Origin of the sequence: Streptomyces sp. Ru62, from assembly GCF_002920615.1 — a bacterium.
GTDB lineage: Bacteria > Actinomycetota > Actinomycetes > Streptomycetales > Streptomycetaceae > Streptomyces.
On record NZ_PQSU01000005.1, the window covers coordinates 94,459 to 115,037 of the forward strand.

At 72.5% G+C, this 20,579-nt stretch carries 20 protein-coding genes; 10 read left to right on the plus strand and 10 right to left on the minus strand.

The annotated features are described in order from the left end of the window. Positions 1 to 27 precede the first annotated feature (27 nt). From C3492_RS08440 to C3492_RS08460, 5 genes are read right to left on the minus strand one after another with little or no spacing between them, the layout of a single operon-like run. Positions 28 to 828: an ABC transporter permease gene (locus C3492_RS08440; protein WP_103811128.1), complete on the minus strand. Its 801-nt coding sequence runs from the start codon at positions 826 to 828 to the stop codon at positions 28 to 30. Then, positions 829 to 1,758, minus strand: a complete 930-nt coding sequence (locus tag C3492_RS08445) for an ABC transporter permease (protein WP_103811129.1) — start codon at positions 1,756 to 1,758, stop codon at positions 829 to 831. Beyond that, on the minus strand, positions 1,758 to 2,927 hold the full coding sequence (locus C3492_RS08450) for an ABC transporter ATP-binding protein (RefSeq protein WP_181140267.1): 1,170 nt from the start codon (positions 2,925 to 2,927) through the stop codon (positions 1,758 to 1,760). Before C3492_RS08450 ends, C3492_RS08445 begins: the two co-directional genes overlap by 1 nt. 5 nt (positions 2,928 to 2,932) lie before the next feature. Next, the gene (locus C3492_RS08455; RefSeq protein WP_103811131.1) at positions 2,933 to 4,180 is read right to left on the minus strand and encodes a spermidine/putrescine ABC transporter substrate-binding protein; all 1,248 of its coding nucleotides are present in this window, start codon (positions 4,178 to 4,180) and stop codon (positions 2,933 to 2,935) included. A gap of 50 nt (positions 4,181 to 4,230) precedes the next feature. Further along, complete coding sequence (locus C3492_RS08460) at positions 4,231 to 5,766, minus strand: gamma-aminobutyraldehyde dehydrogenase (RefSeq protein ID WP_103811132.1); 1,536 nt, start codon at positions 5,764 to 5,766, stop codon at positions 4,231 to 4,233. Positions 5,767 to 5,974: 208 nt separating this feature from the next. Between C3492_RS08460 and C3492_RS08465 the strand changes: the two genes are divergently transcribed. Continuing rightward, the gene (locus tag C3492_RS08465; RefSeq protein WP_103811133.1) at positions 5,975 to 6,538 is read left to right on the plus strand and encodes an NADAR family protein; all 564 of its coding nucleotides are present in this window, start codon (positions 5,975 to 5,977) and stop codon (positions 6,536 to 6,538) included. Between the two features lie 368 nt (positions 6,539 to 6,906). Here the strand turns inward: C3492_RS08465 and C3492_RS08470 are convergent, their stop codons facing one another. Then, positions 6,907 to 7,317, minus strand: a complete 411-nt coding sequence (locus tag C3492_RS08470) for a DUF4190 domain-containing protein (protein ID WP_103811313.1) — start codon at positions 7,315 to 7,317, stop codon at positions 6,907 to 6,909. Between the two features lie 767 nt (positions 7,318 to 8,084). Between C3492_RS08470 and C3492_RS08475 the strand changes: the two genes are divergently transcribed. Together C3492_RS08475 and C3492_RS08480 are read left to right on the plus strand one after the other, a co-directional pair. Continuing rightward, a complete protein-coding gene (locus C3492_RS08475) occupies positions 8,085 to 9,152 on the plus strand; it encodes an adenosine deaminase (RefSeq protein ID WP_103811134.1) in 1,068 nt (355 codons plus the stop codon). Positions 9,153 to 9,172: 20 nt separating this feature from the next. Beyond that, positions 9,173 to 9,859: a glycerophosphodiester phosphodiesterase gene (locus C3492_RS08480; protein WP_181140268.1), complete on the plus strand. Its 687-nt coding sequence runs from the start codon at positions 9,173 to 9,175 to the stop codon at positions 9,857 to 9,859. 46 nt (positions 9,860 to 9,905) lie between these two features. Here the strand turns inward: C3492_RS08480 and C3492_RS08485 are convergent, their stop codons facing one another. After that, the gene (locus tag C3492_RS08485) at positions 9,906 to 10,502 is read right to left on the minus strand and encodes an NAD(P)-binding domain-containing protein (RefSeq protein WP_308461131.1); all 597 of its coding nucleotides are present in this window, start codon (positions 10,500 to 10,502) and stop codon (positions 9,906 to 9,908) included. A gap of 70 nt (positions 10,503 to 10,572) precedes the next feature. On the opposite strand from C3492_RS08485, the gene C3492_RS08490 reads away from it, so the two are divergent. Further along, positions 10,573 to 10,965, plus strand: coding sequence for a helix-turn-helix domain-containing protein (locus C3492_RS08490; protein ID WP_103811137.1), 393 nt, complete (start codon positions 10,573 to 10,575; stop codon positions 10,963 to 10,965). 137 nt (positions 10,966 to 11,102) lie between these two features. Then, positions 11,103 to 12,263: a serine hydrolase gene (locus C3492_RS08495; RefSeq protein ID WP_103811138.1), complete on the plus strand. Its 1,161-nt coding sequence runs from the start codon at positions 11,103 to 11,105 to the stop codon at positions 12,261 to 12,263. Positions 12,264 to 12,294: 31 nt separating this feature from the next. On the opposite strand, the gene C3492_RS08500 is transcribed toward C3492_RS08495, so the two are convergent. After that, entirely contained in the window at positions 12,295 to 12,825 is a 531-nt protein-coding gene (locus C3492_RS08500; protein ID WP_103811139.1) for a hypothetical protein, read from the minus strand. Positions 12,826 to 12,856: 31 nt separating this feature from the next. Further along, the gene (locus C3492_RS08505) at positions 12,857 to 13,501 is read right to left on the minus strand and encodes a nitroreductase family protein (protein ID WP_103811140.1); all 645 of its coding nucleotides are present in this window, start codon (positions 13,499 to 13,501) and stop codon (positions 12,857 to 12,859) included. A 98-nt stretch (positions 13,502 to 13,599) separates the two neighbouring features. On the opposite strand from C3492_RS08505, the gene C3492_RS08510 reads away from it, so the two are divergent. Further along, positions 13,600 to 14,349: an IclR family transcriptional regulator gene (locus tag C3492_RS08510; protein WP_103811141.1), complete on the plus strand. Its 750-nt coding sequence runs from the start codon at positions 13,600 to 13,602 to the stop codon at positions 14,347 to 14,349. A 25-nt stretch (positions 14,350 to 14,374) separates the two neighbouring features. On the opposite strand, the gene C3492_RS08515 is transcribed toward C3492_RS08510, so the two are convergent. Beyond that, positions 14,375 to 15,802 carry an NAD(P)/FAD-dependent oxidoreductase gene (locus C3492_RS08515; protein ID WP_103811142.1) on the minus strand — a complete coding sequence of 476 codons (1,428 nt, stop codon included), beginning with the start codon at positions 15,800 to 15,802 and terminating at the stop codon, positions 14,375 to 14,377. Positions 15,803 to 15,959: 157 nt separating this feature from the next. Here C3492_RS08515 and C3492_RS08520 point away from each other — a divergent pair, with 157 nt between their 5' ends. From C3492_RS08520 to C3492_RS08535, 4 genes are all read left to right on the plus strand, one after another. Continuing rightward, positions 15,960 to 17,165, plus strand: a complete 1,206-nt coding sequence (locus C3492_RS08520; protein ID WP_103811143.1) for an exo-beta-N-acetylmuramidase NamZ domain-containing protein — start codon at positions 15,960 to 15,962, stop codon at positions 17,163 to 17,165. A gap of 69 nt (positions 17,166 to 17,234) precedes the next feature. After that, positions 17,235 to 18,215: an N-acetyltransferase gene (locus C3492_RS08525; RefSeq protein WP_181140269.1), complete on the plus strand. Its 981-nt coding sequence runs from the start codon at positions 17,235 to 17,237 to the stop codon at positions 18,213 to 18,215. After that, complete coding sequence (locus C3492_RS08530) at positions 18,212 to 19,597, plus strand: extracellular solute-binding protein (RefSeq protein WP_258055562.1); 1,386 nt, start codon at positions 18,212 to 18,214, stop codon at positions 19,595 to 19,597. Before C3492_RS08525 ends, C3492_RS08530 begins: the two co-directional genes overlap by 4 nt. Continuing rightward, a complete protein-coding gene (locus tag C3492_RS08535) occupies positions 19,591 to 20,550 on the plus strand; it encodes a carbohydrate ABC transporter permease (RefSeq protein ID WP_103811144.1) in 960 nt (319 codons plus the stop codon). Before C3492_RS08530 ends, C3492_RS08535 begins: the two co-directional genes overlap by 7 nt. Positions 20,551 to 20,579: the final 29 nt, after the last annotated feature.

Here is a 20,579-nt window from a genome sequence, read left to right on the forward strand (position 1 = left end):
CCTACAGAGGACGTTCCGGGAAAGGGCTCATGCCTTTTGCTTGTTCCGGCGATTGCTGATGACCATCGACGTCAGCACGAAGAGAACGGCGACCAGGAACATGGCCGTGCCGATCACATTGATCTGGACGGGCGTGCCGCGCTGGGCGGAGCCCCACACGAACATGGGGAAGGTGACGGTCGAGCCCGCGTTGAAATTGGTGATGATGAAATCGTCGAAGGAGAGCGCGAACGACAGGAGCGCGCCCGCGGCGATACCCGGTGCCGCGATGGGCAGGGTGACCCGCAGGAAGGTCTGCACGGGACCGGCGTACAGGTCCCGGGCGGCCTCCTCCAGGCGCGGGTCCATCGACATCACACGCGCTTTGACCGCGGTGACGACGAAGCTCAGACAGAACATGATGTGGGCGATGAGGATCGTCCAGAAGCCCAGCTGGGCGCCCATGTTGAGGAACAGGGTGAGCAGCGAGGCGGCCATGACGACCTCGGGCATCGCCATCGGCAGGAAGATCAGCGAGTTGACGGCGCCGCGCGCGCGGAAGCGGTAGCGGACCAGCGCGAAGGAGATCATCGTGCCGAGGACCGTGGCGCCGACCGTCGCCCACACGGCGATCTGGAGGCTGAGGGACAGCGAGCCGCACATGCCGGCGACACCACAGGGGTCCTTCCAGGCGTCCGTGGAGAACCGCTGCCATTCGTAGTTGAAGCGCCCCTTCGGTTTGTTGAAGGAGAACACCGTGACGATGACGTTCGGCAGCAGGAGATAGGCGAGCGTCAGCAGTCCGGCGATGACGACGAGATGGCGCTTGAGCCAGGTGACGAAGGGCATTTAGACCAGATCCTCCGTCCCGGAGCGGCGGATGTAGAGCGTGACCATGGCCAGGATCGCGGCCATGAGGATGAAGGAGAGGGCCGCGGCCGTCGGATAGTCCAGGATGCGCAGGAACTGCGTCTGGATGACGTTGCCGATCATGCGGGTGTCGGTGGAGCCGAGGAGTTCGGCGTTGACGTAGTCACCGGCCGCCGGGATGAAGGTGAGCAGGGTCCCGGAGACCACGCCCGGCATGGACAGCGGGAAGGTGACCTTGCGGAAGGTCGTCCACGGCTTGGCGTACAGGTCGCCGGCCGCCTCGTGCAGCCGGCCGTCGATCCGCTCCAGCGAGGTGTACAGCGGAAGGATCATGAACGGAAGGAAGTTGTACGTCAGACCGCAGACGACCGCGAGCGGGGTGGCCAGGACGCGGTCGCCGGCCGTCCAGCCGAGCCAGTTGGTGAGGTCCAGGATGTGCAGCGAGTTCAGGGTGTGCACGACCACGCCGTTGTCCGCGAGGATCGTCTTCCAGGCCAGCGTGCGGATCAGGAAGCTGGTGAAGAACGGCGCGATCACCAGGATCATGATCAGGTTGCGCCAGCGGCCCGCGCGGAAGGCGATGAGATAGGCCAGCGGGTAGCCGAGCAGCAGGCACAGCACGGTCGCGGCGGCGGCGTAGAAGACGGACCGCAGGAACTGCGGCCAGTACGCGGACAGGGCGTCCCAGTACGTCGCGAAGTGCCAGGTGACCTTGTAGCCCTCCTCCAGGGAGCCCTGCTGCACGGAGGTGGAGGCCTGGTAGAGCATCGGCAGCGCGAAGAAGACGATCAGCCACAGCATGCCGGGCAGCAGCAGCCAGTACGGGGTGAACCGGCCGCGCCTGCGCGGAGGCTTCTTCTCCGGGGTCGCGGGGGCGAGGGGCGGGGGCGCCTCGGTGAGGGTGGACATCAGGCGGCGACCTCTTCCTCGGTGCCCGCGGAGCCCACTGTCCCGGCAAGCAGGGACTGAGCCGCGTCCAGCCCGAACGTGTGCGCCGGGCTCCAGTGCAGCACCACGTCGGCGCCGGGGACGAGCCGGCCGTCCCGCTCGACGTTCTGCACGTACACCGCCAGCTCGTCGCAGACCGGGCTGTCGATGACGTACTGCGTGGAGACGCCGATGAAGCTCGCGTCGGCGATCTTGCCGGTGAGGCGGTTGCGGCCCTCGGGGATCTCCCCCGCGTCGTCGGCGTGCGTGAGCGAGATCTTCTCCGGGCGGATACCGACCAGCACCTTGCCGCCGACCGCCGTCGGGGCGGAACACCGCGCCTCGGGCAGCACCAGCTTGCCGCCGCCCGCCTTCAGCACGATGTCGTCGCCGTTCTTCGTGTCGACCTCGGCCTCGATGAGGTTGGAGGTGCCGAGGAAGTTCGCGACGAAGGTGCTCTGCGGGTTCTCGTACAGGTCGGCCGGCGAGCCGAGCTGCTCGACCCGGCCGCCGTTCATCACGGCGACCGTGTCGGCCATGGTCATGGCCTCCTCCTGGTCGTGCGTGACATGGATGAAGGTGATGCCGACCTCGGTCTGGATGCGCTTGAGCTCCAGCTGCATCTGGCGGCGCAGCTTCAGGTCCAGGGCGCCGAGCGGCTCGTCCAGCAGGAGCACCTTGGGGTGGTTGATCAGCGCGCGCGCCACGGCGACGCGCTGCTGCTGGCCGCCGGAGAGCTGGTGCGGCTTCTTGCGCGCCTGCTCGCCGAGCTGGACCAGCTCCAGCATGTCCTCCACCTGCTTCTTCACGCTCTTGATGCCGCGCCGGCGCAGACCGAAGGCGACGTTCTCGAAGATGTCGAGGTGCGGGAAGAGGGCGTAGGACTGGAAGACCGTGTTCACCGGCCGTTTGTACGGCGGCAGGTGGGTGACGTCCTGGTCGCCGAGCCGGACCGTGCCCGTCGTGGGCTCCTCCAGGCCGGCGATCATGCGCAGGGTGGTGGTCTTGCCGCAGCCTGAGGCGCCGAGCAGGGCGAAGAAGGAGCCCTCGGGCACGGTCAGCTCCAGCGGGTGCACGGCGGTGAAGGAGCCGTAGGTCTTGGAGATGCCGGAGAGGCGGACGTCGCCGCTGTTGTCTGATGTCGTCTTCATCGTCGTCACGCCCCTGTGAGCTTCGCGAACTTCTCTTCGTAGGCCGTCTCTTCCTTCTGGCTCAGGGAGCGGAAGGCGTGGGACTTCGCCTGCATGGCCTTGTCGGGGACGATCAGCGGGTTGTCCGCCGCGTCCTTGTCGATCTTCGCAAGGTAGGGCTTCACCCCGTCGACCGGCGTCACGTAGTTGATGTAGGCGGCGAGCGCGGCGGCCTGCTCGGGCTCGTAGTAGAAGTCCATGAGCCGTTCGGCGTTCGTCTTGTGCCGCGCCTTGTTGGGGACGCACATGTTGTCGGTCGACGTCATGTAGCCGCTGTCGGGGATGACGAAGTCGACGTCCGGGCTGTCCGCCTTGAGCTGGACCACGTCCCCGGCCCAGGCGACGCAGGCGGCGAAGTCTCCCTTGGTCAGGTCGGAGGTGTAGTCGTTGCCGGTGAAGCGGCGGATCTGGCCCTTGTCGACGGCCTTCTGGAGGCGGGCGATCACCGCGTCGAAGTCGTCGTCGGTGAACTTCGCCGGGTCCTTGCCCATGTCGAGCAGGGTCATGCCGATGGAGTCCCGCATCTCCGACAGGAAGCCCACGCGTCCCTTGAGCTTGGGGTTGTCGAGCAGGTCGGAGACCGACTTCACCTCGATGCCGTCGAGCGCCTTCTTGTTGTAGGCGATCACGGTGGAGATGCCCTGCCAGGGGTACGAGTACGCCCGCCCGGGGTCCCAGTCGGGGTTGCGGAACTGGGGCGAGAGGTTGGTGTACGCGTGCGGGAGGTTCGACGGGTCTAGCTTCTGCACCCAGCCGAGGCGGATCAGCCGGGCGGCCAGCCAGTCGGTGAGGACGAGGATGTCCCGGCCGGTGTCCTGTCCCGCGGCGAGCTGCGGCTTGATCTTGCCGAAGAACTCGTTGTTGTCGTTGATGTCCTCGGTGTAGTCGACCGTGATCCCGGTCCGCCGGCGGAAGGTCTCCAGGGTGGGGTGGTGCTTGCCGCTGTCGTCGACGTCGATGTACTCGGTCCAGTTGGAGAAGTTCACCACCTTCTCCCGGGCGGAGTGGTCCTGGGCGGAGGTGCCGCCCTGGGTCTTGCCCGCGGCGGGGATCCCGCAGCCGCTCAGCGCCCCGAGGCCGCCGGCGGCGAGCGCGCCGCCCGCGGACGCCCGCAGCAGCGACCGGCGGGTCAGGGCGGCCCTGCCGTTGCGCAAGCTGCGCCGCATGGCGGCCACTTGGGGCGGGGTGAGGCGGTCGGGCTCGTACTGCTCCATGCGCGTGGTGCCCTTTCGGAGGATCGGCCTGGTCGGTGGCCGGGTCGTCGCTAGCGGTCCCCGAAGATCGTGCGGTGCCAGTCCTTCCTGGCGACCGCGGTGTTGTCGAACATTACGTGCTTGACCTGCGTGTATTCCTCGAAGGAGTACGCCGACATGTCCTTGCCGAAGCCGGAGGCCTTGTAGCCGCCGTGCGGCATCTCGCTGATGATCGGGATGTGGTCGTTGATCCAGACGCAGCCCGCCTTGATCTCGCGGGTGGCCCGGTTCGCGCGGTAGACGCTGCCGCTCCACGCGGAGGCCGCGAGGCCGTACGGGGTGTCGTTGGCCAGCCGGATGCCCTCATCATCACTGTCGAACGGCAGTACGACCAGTACCGGGCCGAAGATCTCCGACTGGACGATCTCGCTGTCCTGGGCCGCGTCGGCGATCAGCGTGGGCCGGTAGTAGGCGCCGTCCTTCAGGTCGCCCTGGGGAGCCTCCCCGCCGGTCACCACGCGCGCGTAGCCCCGCGCGCGGTCCACGAAGCCGGCGACCCGGTCGCGCTGGACGTGTGAGATCAGCGGCCCGAGGTCGGTGCCGGGCGCGAACGGGTCGCCGAGCCGCACGGTCTCCATCAGCGCGGCCGTACGCTCCACGAACGCCTCGTACAGCGGGCGCTGCACGTACGCGCGCGTGGCGGCCGTGCAGTCCTGTCCGGTGTTGATGAGCGCGCCGGCGACCGCGCCGTGCACGGCGGCCTCCAGGTCGGCGTCGTCGAAGACGACGAAGGGCGCCTTGCCGCCCAGCTCCAGGTGGAGCCGCTTGACGGTGGCGGTGGCGATCTCGGCGACGCGCTTGCCGACGGCGGTGGACCCGGTGAAGGAGGTCATGGCCACGTCGGGGTGCCCGACGAGGTGCTCACCGGCCTCCTCGCCGGTCCCGGTGACGATGTTGACCACGCCGTCCGGGATGCCGGCGTCCGTGGCTGCCTGGGCGAACAGCAGCGAGGTCAGCGGGGTCAGCTCGGCGGGCTTCAGCACGATCGTGTTGCCGGCGGCGATCGCCGGGAGGATCTTCCAGGCGGCCATCTGGAGCGGGTAGTTCCAGGGTGCGACGGAGCCGACGACACCGATGGGCTCGCGCCGGACGTACGACGTGTGGTCGCCGGAGTACTCACCGGCGGACTGCCCCTGCAGATGCCGGGCGGCGCCCGCGAAGAACGCGGTGTTGTCGATGGTCCCCGGCACGTCGAACTCGCGGGTGAGCTTGAGCGGCTTGCCGCACTGGAGGGACTCCGCGCGGGCGAACTCCTCGGCGCGGTCGGCGAGCACGGCGGCGAACCGGTGCAGGGCGTCCGAGCGCTCGCCCGGAGTGGCGCCGGCCCAGCCCGGGAAGGCGGCGCGCGCGGCGGCGACGGCCGCGTCGACGTCGTCGGTACCGGCCAGCTCGTACGTGTACACCTCGGTGCCGGTGGCCGGGTCGACCACGGAGTGGGTGCGGCCCGAGGTGCCCTGGGCGGGCCGGCCCGCGATGAACTGCGCGCCGTCCGCGAGGCGGTCCTGTGCGGGGAATCGTTCCGGGGTGGCGGTGCCCGGGTTGTGCATGTCGCTCTCCTCCGCCGTGCGCCCGTCCCGAGGGGCGGGGGGCGTGGCTCCAGCTCGATTTGAGTGCCGATCCTGACAGAGGGGCCGGACGCCAACAAGTGATTCCGTTGTTGCCTTTTGGTTACGCGACGGAATCTGTCGACCAGGTGTCGAGTCGGGGTGGAAAAGGGCGGACGGAGTGTCAGTGGTGCGTGCCACACTCGCGTGCATGGGGAAGATCGACGGGGTGGACGCCCTGATCAAGGAGGTCCGGGCGGGGTCCCGGATCAGGTATCTGCACTTCTGGGGACACCGGCCGCGGCCGGACGGCCGAATCGGCGCCGGCTGTCTGAGCCAGTGGTGGCCGTCGCCGTTCGTGGTGGACGGCGTGCGGTACGCGACGGCCGAGCACTGGATGATGGCGGGCAAGGCCCGGCTGTTCGGGGACGCGGAGGCCGAGCGCCGGGTGCTGGCCGCGGAGCACCCCGCCGAGGCGAAGAAGGTGGGCCGGCTGGTGCGGGGCTTCGACGACGCGGTGTGGACGCGGGAACGCTTCCGGCTGGTCGTCGAGGGCAGTGTGCACAAGTTCGCCGCCGATGACGACCTCGGCATGTTCCTGCTGGGGACCGGGGAGCGGGTGCTGGTGGAGGCGAGCCCCGTGGACCGGATATGGGGCATCGGCCTGGCAGCGGACGACGAGGCCGCCTCGGACCCCGAGCGCTGGCGCGGCCTGAACCTCCTGGGCTTCGCACTGATGGAAGCCCGGGAGCGACTGGCGGGCGCGGGAGCGTAGGCCTGCGGCGCTTCGGCGGGGGTGGTGCCGGGGTGGCTGCCGGGTGGTGCGGGGTGGTTTCGGCGGTTGGCGGCCCGCCGGCGGTGCGGGGTGGCTGCCGGGTGGTTTCGGCGGTCGGCGGTCCACTGGCGGTGGCGGGGTGGCTGCCGGGTTGCTTCGGCGGTCGGCGGTCCACTGGCGGTGGCGGGGTGGCTGCCGGGTGGTTTCGGCGGTCGGCGGCCCGCCGGCGGTGCGGGGTGGCTGCCGGGTTGCTTCGGCGGTCGGCGGCCCGCCGGCGGTGGCGGGGCGGCTGCCGGGTGTTTCGGCGGGTTGGGGCGGGCCGGCCGGGATCAGGCAGGGTGACCGGGATCGGGGGGCCGGCCGGCCTGTCAGGTGTTCGTCGCGATGAGCAGGGCGAACAGGCCCAGCACCAGGACGATCCCGGCGGCGCCGCAGATGATGCCGGCCAGAGCCACGCCCGGGTTCGTCGCCTCGCCCCGGTTGGCCTTGCCCCGGCCCAGTCCGCCGAAGATCAGGGCCAGGATGCCCAGCACCAGCGCGATCGGCCACATGATGAAACCGACCGCCGAGATGATCCCCAGCACCAGCGAGGCCGTACCCATGCCGTTGCTCGGAGGCGGCTGCATGCCGGGCCAGGCGTAGCCGTGGGCGGCGGGGTAGGGGGCGACACCGCCGTACGGGGCCTGCTGCGGGCCCGGGTAGCCGTACGCGGGCGCGGTGCCCGGATAGCCGTACGGCACCTGGCCGGGGCCGTCAGGGGCGATGGGAGGCGGCGGCACCGGCTCCGCTCCCCCGTGCGGGCCGGCGGGGAACGCCGGCGGGGCGAAGGGGTTCGCCGGGGGCGTGTAGGGGTTCGGCTGCGGCGCGGGGGCGGGAGACGCGAAGGGGTTCGATCCCGAGGCTGTAGCCGGCGCCGCGAAAGGGTTCGACTCCGCACCGGCAGCCGGAGACGCGAAACCGTTCGGCTGCGAGGCAGCGGACGGCGGGGCGAACGGGTCGGGCTGGGCTGCCGGAGACGGCGGCGCGAACGGGTCGGGATGGGGCGTCGCGGACGGCGGCGCGAAGGGGTTCGGCCGGGGCGTCGGGGCTGTGGAGGCGGACCCCCCGGCTGGGCCGGCCCAGGGCGCGGGCGCGCCGTCGGCGGGTGCGGCCGGCTCCGGGAACGCCGGCAGTGAGGTCACCGTCCGCTGGTCGTGGACGGAGCCTGGGGCGGGAACGGCGTCCTGGACCCGTTCCTCATCCGCTCCCCGGGCCGCCGGTGCCGTCCGCTCCGGTTCCTTGTCGAAGGAGACCCCGGGTATCGCGGAGTGGTGCCCGGCGCTCTGCTCCCCCGGCGTGGACTGCGGCACCTCGTCGGACATGGTCGGCACACCCCTCAGCTGGACGTCCCGTCATGCTACGGGCAGCGCCGGCCACCGCGGCCCGGGGCCTACGATGATGCGGCGCAACCCGATCAGCCGATCATCGCGCCCGCACCACGGACCACGTCCACCGCACGACGTGCCACGGACCACGTGCCGCGGGCGCCCGTCCCGGGGAGGACCCCTTGACCGACAGCTCCGTACCCGCCACCGGCACCGCCGACCGCGATCTGCGCGCCTTCATCGCCGGACTGCCCAAGGCGGAACTGCACGTCCACCACGTCGGCTCCGCCTCCCCCCGCATCGTCTCCGAACTGGCCGCCCGCCACCCCGACTCCAAGGTCCCCAGCGACCCCGAGGCCCTGGCCGACTACTTCACCTTCACCGACTTCGCGCACTTCATCGAGGTGTACCTGTCGGTCGTGGACCTCATCCGCACCCCGGAGGACGTCCGGCTGCTCACCTACGAGGTGGCCCGCGACATGGCCCGGCAGCAGGTGCGGTACGCCGAGCTGACCATCACCCCGTTCTCCTCCACCCGGCGCGGCATAGACGCGCGGGCGTTCATGGACGCGATCGAGGACGCCCGGAAGGCCGCCGAGGCCGAGTTCGGGACCGTACTGCGCTGGTGCTTCGACATCCCCGGTGAGGCCGGTCTGGAGTCGGCCGAGGAGACGGTGCGGCTGGCCACCGACGACCGGCTCCGCCCGGAGGGCCTGGTGTCGTTCGGGCTCGGCGGACCGGAGATCGGCGTGCCCCGGCCGCAGTTCAAGCCGTACTTCGACCGGGCCATCGCGGCCGGTCTGCGCTCCGTCCCGCACGCCGGGGAGACGACCGGCCCGGAGACCGTGTGGGACGCGCTGACGGAGCTGCGTGCCGAGCGGATCGGGCACGGCACCAGCTCGGCGCGGGACCCCAAGCTGCTCGCCCACCTCGCCGAGCACCGCGTACCGCTGGAGGTGTGCCCGACCTCCAACATCGCCACCCGCGCGGTCCGCACGCTGGAGGAGCACCCGCTCAAGGAGTTCGCGCGGGCCGGGGTGCTGGTCACGATCAACTCCGACGACCCGCCGATGTTCGGTACGGACCTGAACAACGAGTACGCGGTGGCCGCCCGGCTCCTGGACCTGGACGAGCGGGGCCTGGCCGACCTGGCGAAGAACGCCGTGGAGGCATCCTTCCTGGACGCGGCGGGCAAGGCGCGGATCACGGCGGAGATCGACACGTACACCGCCGCCTGGCCGGCCTCCTGACACCGGCCACAATGGGGGCCATGCAGACGCTGACCGCCGTGGCCCACCGCGGCGACCCCTACCGTTTCCGCGAGAACACCCTCGACTCGCTGCGGTCCGCGCTCGACCGGGGCGCGGACGCCGTCGAGGTCGACGTACGGCTCACCCGGGACGGCGTCCCCGTGCTGCTGCACGACGACACGCTGCGGCGGCTGTGGGAGGTCGACCGGCCGCTCGCCGCGCTGTCCGCCGACGAGCTGGACGGGCTCACGGCGGGCGGTGTGCCGACGCTGGCGCAGGCGCTGGCCGTGACCGGGGACAGCAGGGTGCTGGTGGACCTGTGCGGACCGGTCGGCCGCCGCACGGTCGCGCGGACCCTGGACGTGGTCCGGCAGTGCGGGGCCGGGGAGCGGGTCTACTACAGCGCGCACGCCGAGGCGATGCTCGCCGTCCGCGCCGCCGAACCGGCCGCCGAGATCGCCCTGACCTGGACGACCCTGGCGCCGCCCCGGCCCGCGCTGCTCGCCGCGATCCGTCCGCGCTGGCTCAACTACCGCTTCTCCCTGGTGAGCCGGGAGCTGGCGGCCCGCGTCCACCACGACGGTCTCCTGCTGTCCGTCTGGACCCCGGACACCCGCCGTTCCATGAGCCGCCTGCTCGACCTGGGCGTCGACTCGGTCACGACGAACCGGATCGACGTCCTGCACGCCCTGCGCACCGCGGGCTAGGTGCACCCCGGGGCTATGGTGCTGTCCCGGGACGCCGGTGACATGCCTAGGCCCCGGAGAACTCCAGCGGGGGCACGATCGCCTGGGCGTCGGCGCCCTCCGCCACCCATAGCCGGATCAGGAGTGCTGCCGTCGCCTCCAGCAGCCCGGACCGGTCCAGTCCGCCGGCGTGCAGCGGCACACAGCCCAGGTCGCGCACGAGCCGTCGTACGACCGTGAGCGCGGCCTCGTCGTCCCCGCACAGCGGGACCGCCAGCGGGCGGCCGGCGAAGACGGGCGGGGTCAGCCGCCAGACGCTCTCGTGGCAGATGTTGAACGCCTTGACCACGCGGGCGGTGGGCGCGGCGGCGGCGATGCGCTCGGCCGCCGCCGGGCCGCCGGCCGTGAGCAGGGCGAAGCCGGGGCCCACGGGGTTGGTGCAGTCGATCAGCACCCGTCCGCGCAGGGCCTCTTCCAGCCCTGTGACCACGTCCACGGCCGCCGCGTGGGGCACGGCCAGCAGCACCGCGTCGGTGCCGTGCTCCGCCGCCGCCCGCAGGTCGCCGCGCGACCGGCCGGCCGCGACCACCTCGTGCCCGGCCCGCTCCCACTGTCCGCCCAGCGCCCGGGCCATCGAGCCCGTACCGAGAATCCCTATGCGCACAACGTCCTCCCCAGCGGGTGTGTCGGTTACGGACAGGACAGTAGGAAGCCGCTCGGGCACCATTCGGTACGTGACCGACGACCACGCCTTCCTCGCCGACTGCCGGGCCCGGCTCGCCTTCGACCTGCTCGCCAACACCTGGAACTCGGTGGTGGTGTGGGCTCTCAGGGACGGACCGCGGCGGCCGGTCGCCCTGCGCGAGCACATCGGCGGGATCAGTCAGAAGGTACTGACCGAGACCCTGCGGCGGCTGGAGTTCAACGGCCTGGTGGAACGACGGGCCTACGGCGGCTCGCCACCCCGCGTGGAGTACGGACTCACCACGCTGGGGCGGACGTTGCTCGCACCGATCGACGCCTTCGGCGCCTGGGCGTTCGAGCACCGCGACGAGGTGATGGCCGCGCAGGAGCACTACACCCGCGCGGGGGCGCACCGTAGGGGTGATCCCGGGCAACTCCCCTAGGGCAGCGGCTGGTTGATCGGGGTCGAGCAAGGGTCGTACGCCCTCCTCGGTGAGGATCCGCGGCCCGGTCCGGCACCGGAGGATGATCACGCACCGTCTTCCGGTGTCCGACGTCCGGCCCCCTCAAGGAGTCCCGCATGCCCCGCACCAGCCGTTCCGTCCTCCTGGCCGCCGCCCTCGTCACCGCGGTGGCCGCCGGCCCGCTGGCCGCCCCCGCCTTCGCCGCGACCGCGCCCTTGGCATCCGCGTCCTCGACGTCCGCCGCACCGGCATCCGCCACGACCGGCCCCGACGCCGAGGCCCTCGCCGCCGCCGTCGCCGGGCTGCCCGACCACGACGCCACCGCCGCGCTGCTCCGTGTCGGCGGCGACGGGACCTGGCGCGGGACGGCCGGGGTGCGGGACGTGCGCACCGGGGCGCCGGCCCTGGAGAACGCGCGCTTCCGGGCCGGTTCGGTGACGAAGGTGGTGACCGCGTCGATCGTGCTGCAACTGGCCGCGGAGGGCCGGATCGATCTCGACGGGACCGTGCAGCGGTATCTGCCGGGCCTGCTCACCGAGGACTTCGCGCCGGTCACCGTGCGGCAGTTGCTGAACTACACCAGCGGTCTGCGCCCGGGTTCGTCCCTCGGCGACACGGTGGAGGAGGGCTATCCGCACCGCTTCGAGACGCTGACGCCCCGGCAGGTCGTGGCGGACGCCGTGGCGGGGGGTCCGGCGTACGCTCCGGGTACGCGGCAGACCTACGGCAACATCCACTACACCGTGCTCGGCATGCTCATCGAGAAGGTGACCGGCGACTCGTACGCGCACCAGGCCGAGGTGCGGGTCTTCCGGCCGCTCGGCATGCGGCACAGCTCCTTCCCGGCCGGCACGGACCCCCGGATCCACGGCCCGCACAACCGGGGCTACGACTGGATCGACGGCAAGCTGGTCGACGTGACCGACTGGAACATGTCCGACCGGTTCGCGGCCGGCGACATGATCTCCACGACCGCCGATCTGGAGCGGCTGCTGGTCGGGGTGTTCCGCGGCCGGGTGGTGCCGCGGCCGGAGCTGAAGGAGATGTTCACGCTGCCGGACGTGCCCGGGGCGCGGTACGGCGCGGGGCTGGAGCGGTTCGAGGTGAACGGCAAGGTGATCTGGGGCAAGACCGGTTCGCGCCCCGGATACGCGACGGTGATCGCCGCGACCCCGGACCTGTCCCGCACCCTGGTCTACTCGGTCAACTCCACGGACGCGAAGGGCGACGGCCTGGCCGTCGCCCAGCGCTTCGCGTTCCCGGCGTTCAACCGCTGACCGGAGCGGGGCCGTTCGCCGGGCACCGGATTCAGCCCGCAGTGGTGGCGGCCGGGAGCGCCGGCGGTGCGCCGAGCGCTTCCAGCCGCTTGATCCTCTTCCGTACGACGTACAGCGGGACCACTCCGAAGACCCCGAACGACATGTCGATGACGCTCCACCAGAAGGGGATCCCGCGGACCGGTCCGCAGACGAGGGCGAGCGGGATGATCCCGGCACAGGCGATCATCCCGAACTCGACCACCCAGATGTTGCGGACGGGGTCGCGGTACGGGCCGTAGAACGCGACCGCGATGACGAGGTGCGCGAAGGCGAGCCAGTCGGTGCCGTACAGGACGAAGGGCTGGTCGGCGTCGACGGTGTCCAGCCCCTCCCGCACCCGGGAGATCCACGCCATCAGCCCCGGCAGGTGCTCCGGCACGGACAGCGCGCGCAACGCGCTCTCGGTCCAGCGCAGTTCGTGCACCAGCGGGAAGGCGGTGGCCCCGCTGAGCACGAGACACACGACGAAGAGGGCCAGCCAGACGCGGATGCCCTTGAGCAGGGCGGCTCTGTCGCTCATGGCGGCAGCGTACGCCTGGAATTGAACATGTTCAAAACTCTTCCCAGTGGAGCACCCGCTCCCGTGGAATGCGGTTGGCCGGCCGGAAGTCGGTGCCGAGGGTGTACGCGACGGGGATGAGCGCCGCCTGCATGACGTCCTCGTACGGGATGCCCAGCACCCGGGCCGACTCCCGCTCGTGCACGAGGTTCCCGGTGGTCCAGCAGGTGCCCAGGCCCCGGGCACGGGCGGCGAGCATGAAGCTCCACACGGCCGGCAGGATGGACCCCCAGGTGCCGGCCTGGCGCAGCACGGGCGCGTCGTCGGTACGGCCCTCCACGCACGGGACGACGAGCGCCGGGACCTCGTGGAGGTGCTCGTAGAGGTGCGCGGCGCCGGAGTAGACCCGGTCCATCCGGGCCACGCTCGCGCGCCGCACATCCCGTTCCGGCAGCGGTTCACCGGCGCCCGGCGTGCTCACACCGGCCCGCCACACGTCCGCCAGGGCGGCCCGCCGGGCCGGGTCGGTGACGATGACGAAGTGCCAGCGCTGCCGGTTGCGTCCGGTCGGCGCCTGGACCGCCAGGTCGACGCATTCCTCCAGCAGCCGGCGCGGCACCGGCCGGGTGAGGTCGAGACGGTGGCGGACGGCGCGTGTGGTGGACAGGAGCTGGTCGGAAGAGAGGCCGAGAGTCATGTGTTGACCCTGACGGGCTGGGGCGTACGGCGCCAACGTCCGGGTTTCACTGAGCGAAAACCGACCGAGAACACGGGCTGCGGACGCGGAGGAACGGTATGGCCGAGAGCGTGGCCGGGCGGGTCCTGTCCGTGCTGGACGCGTTCGGGGACGCGCCGGACACCCTCCGCCTGACGGACATCGCCCGCCGCACGGGGCTGCCCGTGCCGACCGCGCTGCGCATGGTGCGCGAACTGGTGACCTGGGGCGGGCTGGAGCGGGCGGCCGACGGCTCCTACCGCCTGGGCACCCGTATCCGCACCCTCGGCGCCGCCGCGCCCTGCCCCCGCGGACTCCTCGCCACGGCCCTGCCGGCGCTGCGCACCCTCTCCACCCGTACCGGCGGCCACGCCGACGTGACGATCCCGGCCGACGGCGCGGCCCTCTGCCTGGTCACCGGCGAACGGCTGCCGCTGCACGCCACGGCGGCGGGCAAGGTGCTGCTGGCCTACGGGGTCGGGTCCGGGTTCGGCGGCGGGTGGGAGGACGGCGGCGCGCCCGGCCGGGTCGCCGGCCACGGCACCCGTACCGCGGCCGGCCCGCCCCCGGACGCCGTCCGCCACACCCCGTACACCGTCACCGCCCCCGGCACGCTCGGTGCCCAGCTGGCCCGGGTGCGCGCGACCGGACTGGCGCAGGCGCACCAGGAGTACCGCCTGGGTGAACTCTCCCTCGCCGCCCCGGTGTTCCGGAACGGCAGCGCGGTGGCGGCCCTGTCCGTGACGGCGCCGACGACCGCCCGCCCCGACCGGCTGGCCCCCGCCGTACGGCAGGCGGCGGCGACGGTGAGCCGGGCGCTGGGCGTCTGACACGCCTACGACGCGCCCGTCCGCGTCACCAGTCCGGCGTCGCACCGAGGTGGCGCAGGGCCGAGGCCGCCGCCCCGGCGCCGCACATGCCGTGGGCGCCGGGGCCCGGCGGGGTGGCGGCGGAGCAGCAGAAGACGCCGGGCAGGGTGGTGGAGTAGGGGTCGAGCGCGGGGCGCGGGCCGAACAGGAGCTGGGGGACGGTCCTGGCGCCGGTGAGGATGTCGCCGCCGGCGAAGTTGGGGTTGGCGGCGGCGAAGCCGGCCGGTGAGGTGGTACGCAGGCCGACGATGCGGTCCCGGGTGCCGGGGGCGAAGCGTTCGAGCCGGCCGAGGACGGCTTCCGTGGCGTCGCCGTCGTATCCGTGGGGAACGTGGGCGTAGGCCCAGACGGGGTGGACGTCGCCGACGGACCGGCCGGGGTCGGCCAGGTACTGCTGGGCGACCAGGACGAAGGGGCGCTCGGGCATACGGCCCTCGTGCACGTCCCTCGCCGCCCGTGCGACCTCGGCGAGCGTGCCGCCGAGGTGCACGAAACCGGACCGTCGGGCGTGTCCGTTCGTCCACGGCACGCCCTGTTCCACGGCCAGGTCCACCTTGAACGCGGCGGGGCCGCGCCGGAAGCGCTGGTAGGCGCGGAGCACGCGGGCGGGCAGCCGGTCGCCGTAGACACGGGCGATCTGCCCGGGGTCGAGGTCGAGGAGGGTGACGTCGGCGGGCGGGATCTGGGCGTGGTGGGTGATGCGGACGCCGGTCCGGACGCGGCCTCCGTGCGCGCGGAGTGCCCGTTCCAGGCTGCGGGCGATGGCCTGGGAGCCGCCTTCCGCGACGGCCCATCCGGTGGCGTGGCCGGCGGCGAGGACGCCGAGCCCGATGGCCGAGCCGAACGGCTCGGACAGCGGGCGGAAGGAGTGCGCCGCGACCCCGCCCCACAGGGCCCGGGCCCGGGTGGTGGAGAAGAGGCGGGCGAGCAGGGTGGCGGGCAGTGGGGTGGGCACGCCGAAGCGGGCCAGGAGCAGGGGGTGGGAGGGGACGCGCAGGAGGGGGCCCAGCACGTCGTGGCTCAGGGCCTCCCAGTGGCGCGCCGAGGGCTCCAGCAGGCGCCGGTAGCGGGGGCCGTCGGGGCCGAGCATGCGGGCGGTGTCCTTGACCGAGCGCAGCAGCACCCCCGCCGTACCGTCGTCCAGGGGGTGGACGCAGTCGACGTCCGGCAGCCGCCAGCGCAGTCCGTGGCGTGCGAGGTCCAGCGCCCTGTGCGCGGGCGAGGTGACGGTCATGGAGTGGACGGCCGAGCAGTGGTCGTGCAGCAGGCCGGGCAGGATCGCCTCCTCGCTGCGGGTGCCGCCACCGACCTCGTCGGCGGCCTCCAGGAGGGTGACGTCCAGCCCGGCCCGGGCGAGGAGCGCGGCGGCGGTGAGTCCGTTGGGGCCGCCGCCGACGACGATCGCGGTGGTCATGAGGTGATGTCTGCCACGACGCCCGCCACCGCGAACGTCGTCTTCCGGCACGAACCGCCATCTCGGTGCCAACCGCCCTGAATCATTGCAAAATTCCCGGACATACCAGTAAATTGCGCCCCACCCTTGGAGACGTCACCGGCAGACGGGGCAACGGATGAGCACGGACGACCGCGTCGCGGTGACGACCGGGATCGCACGACTGCACGCGTCGCCCCGACTCGCCGGGCCCGGCCGGCTGGGGCTGGTGACCAACCACACCGGCGTCCTCCCCGACCTGCGCCCCGCCGCACCCGCGCTGCTCGCGGCCGGCGCGCCGCTGGTCGCCCTGTTCGGACCCGAGCACGGGCTGCACGGAACCGGCCAGGCCGGGCAGGGCGGGACCGCCCGGCGGGACCCCACCACCGGCCTGCCGGTCCACGACACTTATCGGTGCGACGGCGAGCGCCTCGACACCCTGCTGCTCGACAGCGGCCTCGACGCCCTGGTGTTCGACCTCCAGGACATCGGGGCCCGGTTCTACACCTACGTGTGGACGATGTTCGACCTGATGGTCTCGGCGGCCCGTACGGGCGTGCGGTTCGTGGTCGCCGACCGGCCGAATCCGCTCGGGGGGCTCGTCAGCGAGGGCCCGCTGCTCGACCCGGCGTGGGCCAGCTTCGTCGGGCGCGCCCCGATACCGGTCCGGCACGGTCTCACCTGCGGCGAACTCGCCCGGCACCTCAACTCCTCCGCTGTCCCGGACGTCGCGGGAAGCCCTGCCGACTTGACGGTGATCGAGGTGGCCGGCTGGCAGCGCGCCATGGACGCCGCGGCCACCGGCCTGCCGTGGATCGCGCCCTCGCCGAACATCCCGACGCCCGCCACGGCCGCCGTCTACCCGGGCACCTGCCTGTTCGAGGGGACGAATCTCTCCGAGGGCAGGGGCACCACGCAGCCCTTCGAGATCGTCGGGGCGCCCTACCTCGACGCGCGGTTCGCGCCCGCGCTCGCCGAACTCGCCCTGCCGGGAGTGCACTTCCGTGACCTGCGCTTCGTACCGACCTTCCACAAACACGCCGGACGGCCGCTGCGCGGGGTCCAGCTGCACCTCACCGACCCCGTGGCGTTCGCTCCCGTACGCACCGCCGTCGCGATGCTCGCCACGCTGCGGCGGCTGTACCCGGACGACTTCGCCTGGCACACCGAGGACGGCGGCGCCGAGGCAGCCGGGGAGACCGGCCACCGTCCCTTCATCGACCTGCTGTGGGGCTCCGACCGGTTGCGGCGCGCCGTCGACGCGGGCGACGACCCCCTGCCACTGTGCGCCCCGCCGGCACCGCCCGCCGACTGGGCCGGTGCCGACGCGCTGCTCTACCCCTGACCCCACGGCCGCCGTCGTACGCCCCGGCTCCGGGGCCGAGGCCGTGACCCATGGAAGGACACCCCGCCGATGACCGACCGCACGACCGCGTCCCGGGCGGGGACGCGTGGCTTTCGCGTGGGTGACGGACCCCGGCTGGTGGAGGCGTGGCGGCGGAGCGCGCCGGCCGACCCCATCACCCCGGACCGCTTCCGCTCCCTGGTGCTGCTCGACGCCAACTTCGATCCGGAGGGGCTCCGGGTCGCCGTCGACGGCGACCGGGTTCTCGGCGCGGCCTACGCGGTGCGCCGACTGACGCCGATGAGCGGCACCGACCTGGAGCCGGAGCAGGGCTGGATCCCGTTCTTCTTCGTCGACCCGGCCGCCCGCGGGCGCGGCCTCGGCCGCCGGCTGCTGACCGACGCCCTCGACTGGCTGCACGGCCACGGCCGCACCCGCGTGGACTTCTCCTCGTACACCCCGAACTACGTCCTCCCCGGGCTGGACGCCGAGACGTACCCGGAAGCGGCGAAGCTCCTCGAATCCCTCGGCTTCCGGACCCTGTACGAGGCGGCGGCGATGGACCGCGGCCTGGTCGGCTACCGCTTCCCCGACGTGGCCGCGCGCCGGCGGGACGAACTGACGGCCCGCGGCCACCGGTTCGCCACCCCGTCCGACGACGACCTCGTGGACCTGCTCGCGCTCGCCGGGAGCCACTTCGACCCGGACTGGGCGCGGGCGATCCGGGAGTGCGTGGCCGCCGGCACGCCGCTCGACCGGATCGTCGTCGCCCGGGACCCGTCGGGCCGCCTGGCCGGCTGGGCGATGCACGGCGCGTACGCGTCGGCGGACGAGCGGTTCGGCCCGTTCGGCGTGCTGGAGGAGATGCGCGGCACCGGGCTCGGCACGGTCCTGCTCCACCTGGTCCTGGAGCGGATGCGGGCGGGCGGCGCGCACTCCGCGTGGTTCCTGTGGACCGGCGAGCGGTCCCCGGCGGGCCGGCTGTACCGCGCGGCGGGCTTCACCACGACCCGGGTGTTCCGCGTGCTGCGCCGGGAGGCCGCCCGATGACGCCGTCCCGCCGCATCAAGGGCCTGTCCAACCGTCAGTCACCGCGCGCCGCAGGCCCCCTGAGCCGTCGCCGCTTCGCCCTCGCGCTCCCCTCGGCGCTGCTCGCCTCCGGCTGTGCGGCGCCGCACCGGGGCACCGGGCGGCCCGGGGACCCGATCGTCCTCACCGTGCTCTCCCATTACGCGAGCGGGGAGCTCAAGGAGGCGCTGCGGGGCCCGGTGGACGAGTGGAACGCCACGCACGACCGGGTCAAGGTGCGCACGAAGGCCGTCGAGTTCACGGACCTGCTGACCACCTTCATGGTCCGGCAGGCCGCCGGCCAGGGCGCCGACATCCTCCACCCGTACTGCCTGTGGAACGGCCAGCTCGTCCGGGCCGGCGTCCTGCGGCCCGCCCCGGCCGAGCACGCCGAGGAGATCAGGCGCGGCTACAGCGCCGCCGCGGTCGGCGCCGCGTCGGTGGGCGGCAGGGTGTACGGCTACCCCACCGAGCTCCAGACGTACGCCCTGTACTACAACAAGCGGCTGCTGCGCGCGGCCGGGCTCGACGGGCCACCGCGCACCTGGCGTGAGCTGGAGGAGACGGCTTACCGCACCACCAGGCGGGACCGGTACGGCAACACGCTCGTCCAGGGTTTCGGCCTGTCCACCTACGACGACTCCACCACCGTCGGCCAGACGCTCGCGCTGCTCAACGCCGCCGGCGGAACGTTCGTCTCGGCGGACGGCAGGAGCACGGCCATCGACTCACCGGCCGGGCGGGCCGTGTTCGACCTGGAGCACCGCCTCGTCGCCGAAGGGGCGAGCTCGCCCGGCGTCAACGTCTACCGCGCCTTCCCGTCCGGGCAGGTCGCCATGGTGATCAGCGCCGGCTGGTGGACCGGGAGCCTGAAGACCCTGATGGGCACGGACTACCGCGATGTCGGTGTCGCGCCGGTGCCCCTCCCGGAGGCGGGCGGCGAACGCGCCACGCTCTGCACCGGTTTCATGCTCGGAGTCAACACGGCAAGCGCGCACCCGCGCGAGGCATGGGAGTTCCTGCGCTGGCTCAACGCCGAGAGGACGGGCCGCGGGAAGGGTGCGGCGGCGACCCGGATGAGCGCCCTCCAGGTATCGGTCGGCTCCCTGACCGGGCGCGCCGACGACATGCGGACGCTCCTGGGCGCGGGCGGCGGGAAGGGCGGGGGCGGCGATCCGAACCTGCGGCCGTTCCTGGACGCGCTGGCCTACGCGGTGCCGGAGCCGAACGTGCCGGGCGCCCAGCGGGCCAAGTCGCTGCTGCGCAAGAACATCGAGGCGCTGTGGACCGGCCGGCGGTCGGTCGAGGAGGCGCTGCGCGTCACCCGCCGTCAGGTCGATCAGGAGGTGGCGCGCTCATGGTGAACGCCCTGGTCCCGGAGACCGCCGAGCGGACCCCTCGTGCGCGGGCCCTCGGACCCGCCGTCGACGCCCGCGTCCGCCACCGGCGCCGCCAGACCGTCGTCGCCTACCTCTTCCTGGCGCCGGTGCTGCTGTTCTTCGCGGTCTTCCTGGTCCTGCCGCTCGGCTTCGCGCTGCTGCTGTCGACGTCCCGCTGGTCCGGGTTCGCCCTCCGCGACATCGAGCCGGTCGGCCTGGACAACTTCACCGGCCTGTTCGCGGACGGGTCGACGTTCCTGACACCGATCCTCACCAACACGCTGCTGTTCGCCCTGGGCACCGTCGCCCTCGCCCTGACGGGCTCGGTGCTCGTCGCGACCTGCATCGACAGGCTGCGGTTCCAGGGGCTGTGGCGCACCCTGTACTTCCTGCCGATCGTCACGACCGTCGTCGCCGTCGGCAACGTGTGGAAGTACATGTACGAGCCGGGCGGTCTGGTCAACGGCGTCCTCAACGCCGTCGGACTCGACTCGGTGGCGTTCCTCGCGGACCCGGACACCGCGCTGCCCTCGGTGGTGGTCGTCCAGGCCTGGGCCTCGCTCGGCTCGGCGATCCTCGTCCTGACCGCCGGCCTGAAGTCCGTCCCGGAGTCGTACTACGAAGCCGCGGCGCTCGACGGCGCAGGGCCCGTCACCGTCTTCTGGAGGATCACCCTGCCGCTGCTGCGGCCGTCCCTGCTGTTCGTGTGCGTCACCCAGTTCCTCACCGGCCTGCAGTCGTTCGCACTGATCATCGTGATGACCCAGGGCGGGCCGGGTGACGCGACCGACGTGGCCGCGCTGGAGATGTACCGGCTGGCCTTCGGCTACGGCGACTGGGGCACCGCGAGCGCCGCCGCCTTCGTGCTGTTCGTGGTGGTCCTCGCGGTCACCCTGGCGCAGCTGTGGTGGTTCCGGCGCAAAGGGGAGGACGCGTGAAGGAGGGAGGAGGCGTGAAGAAGGGGGGA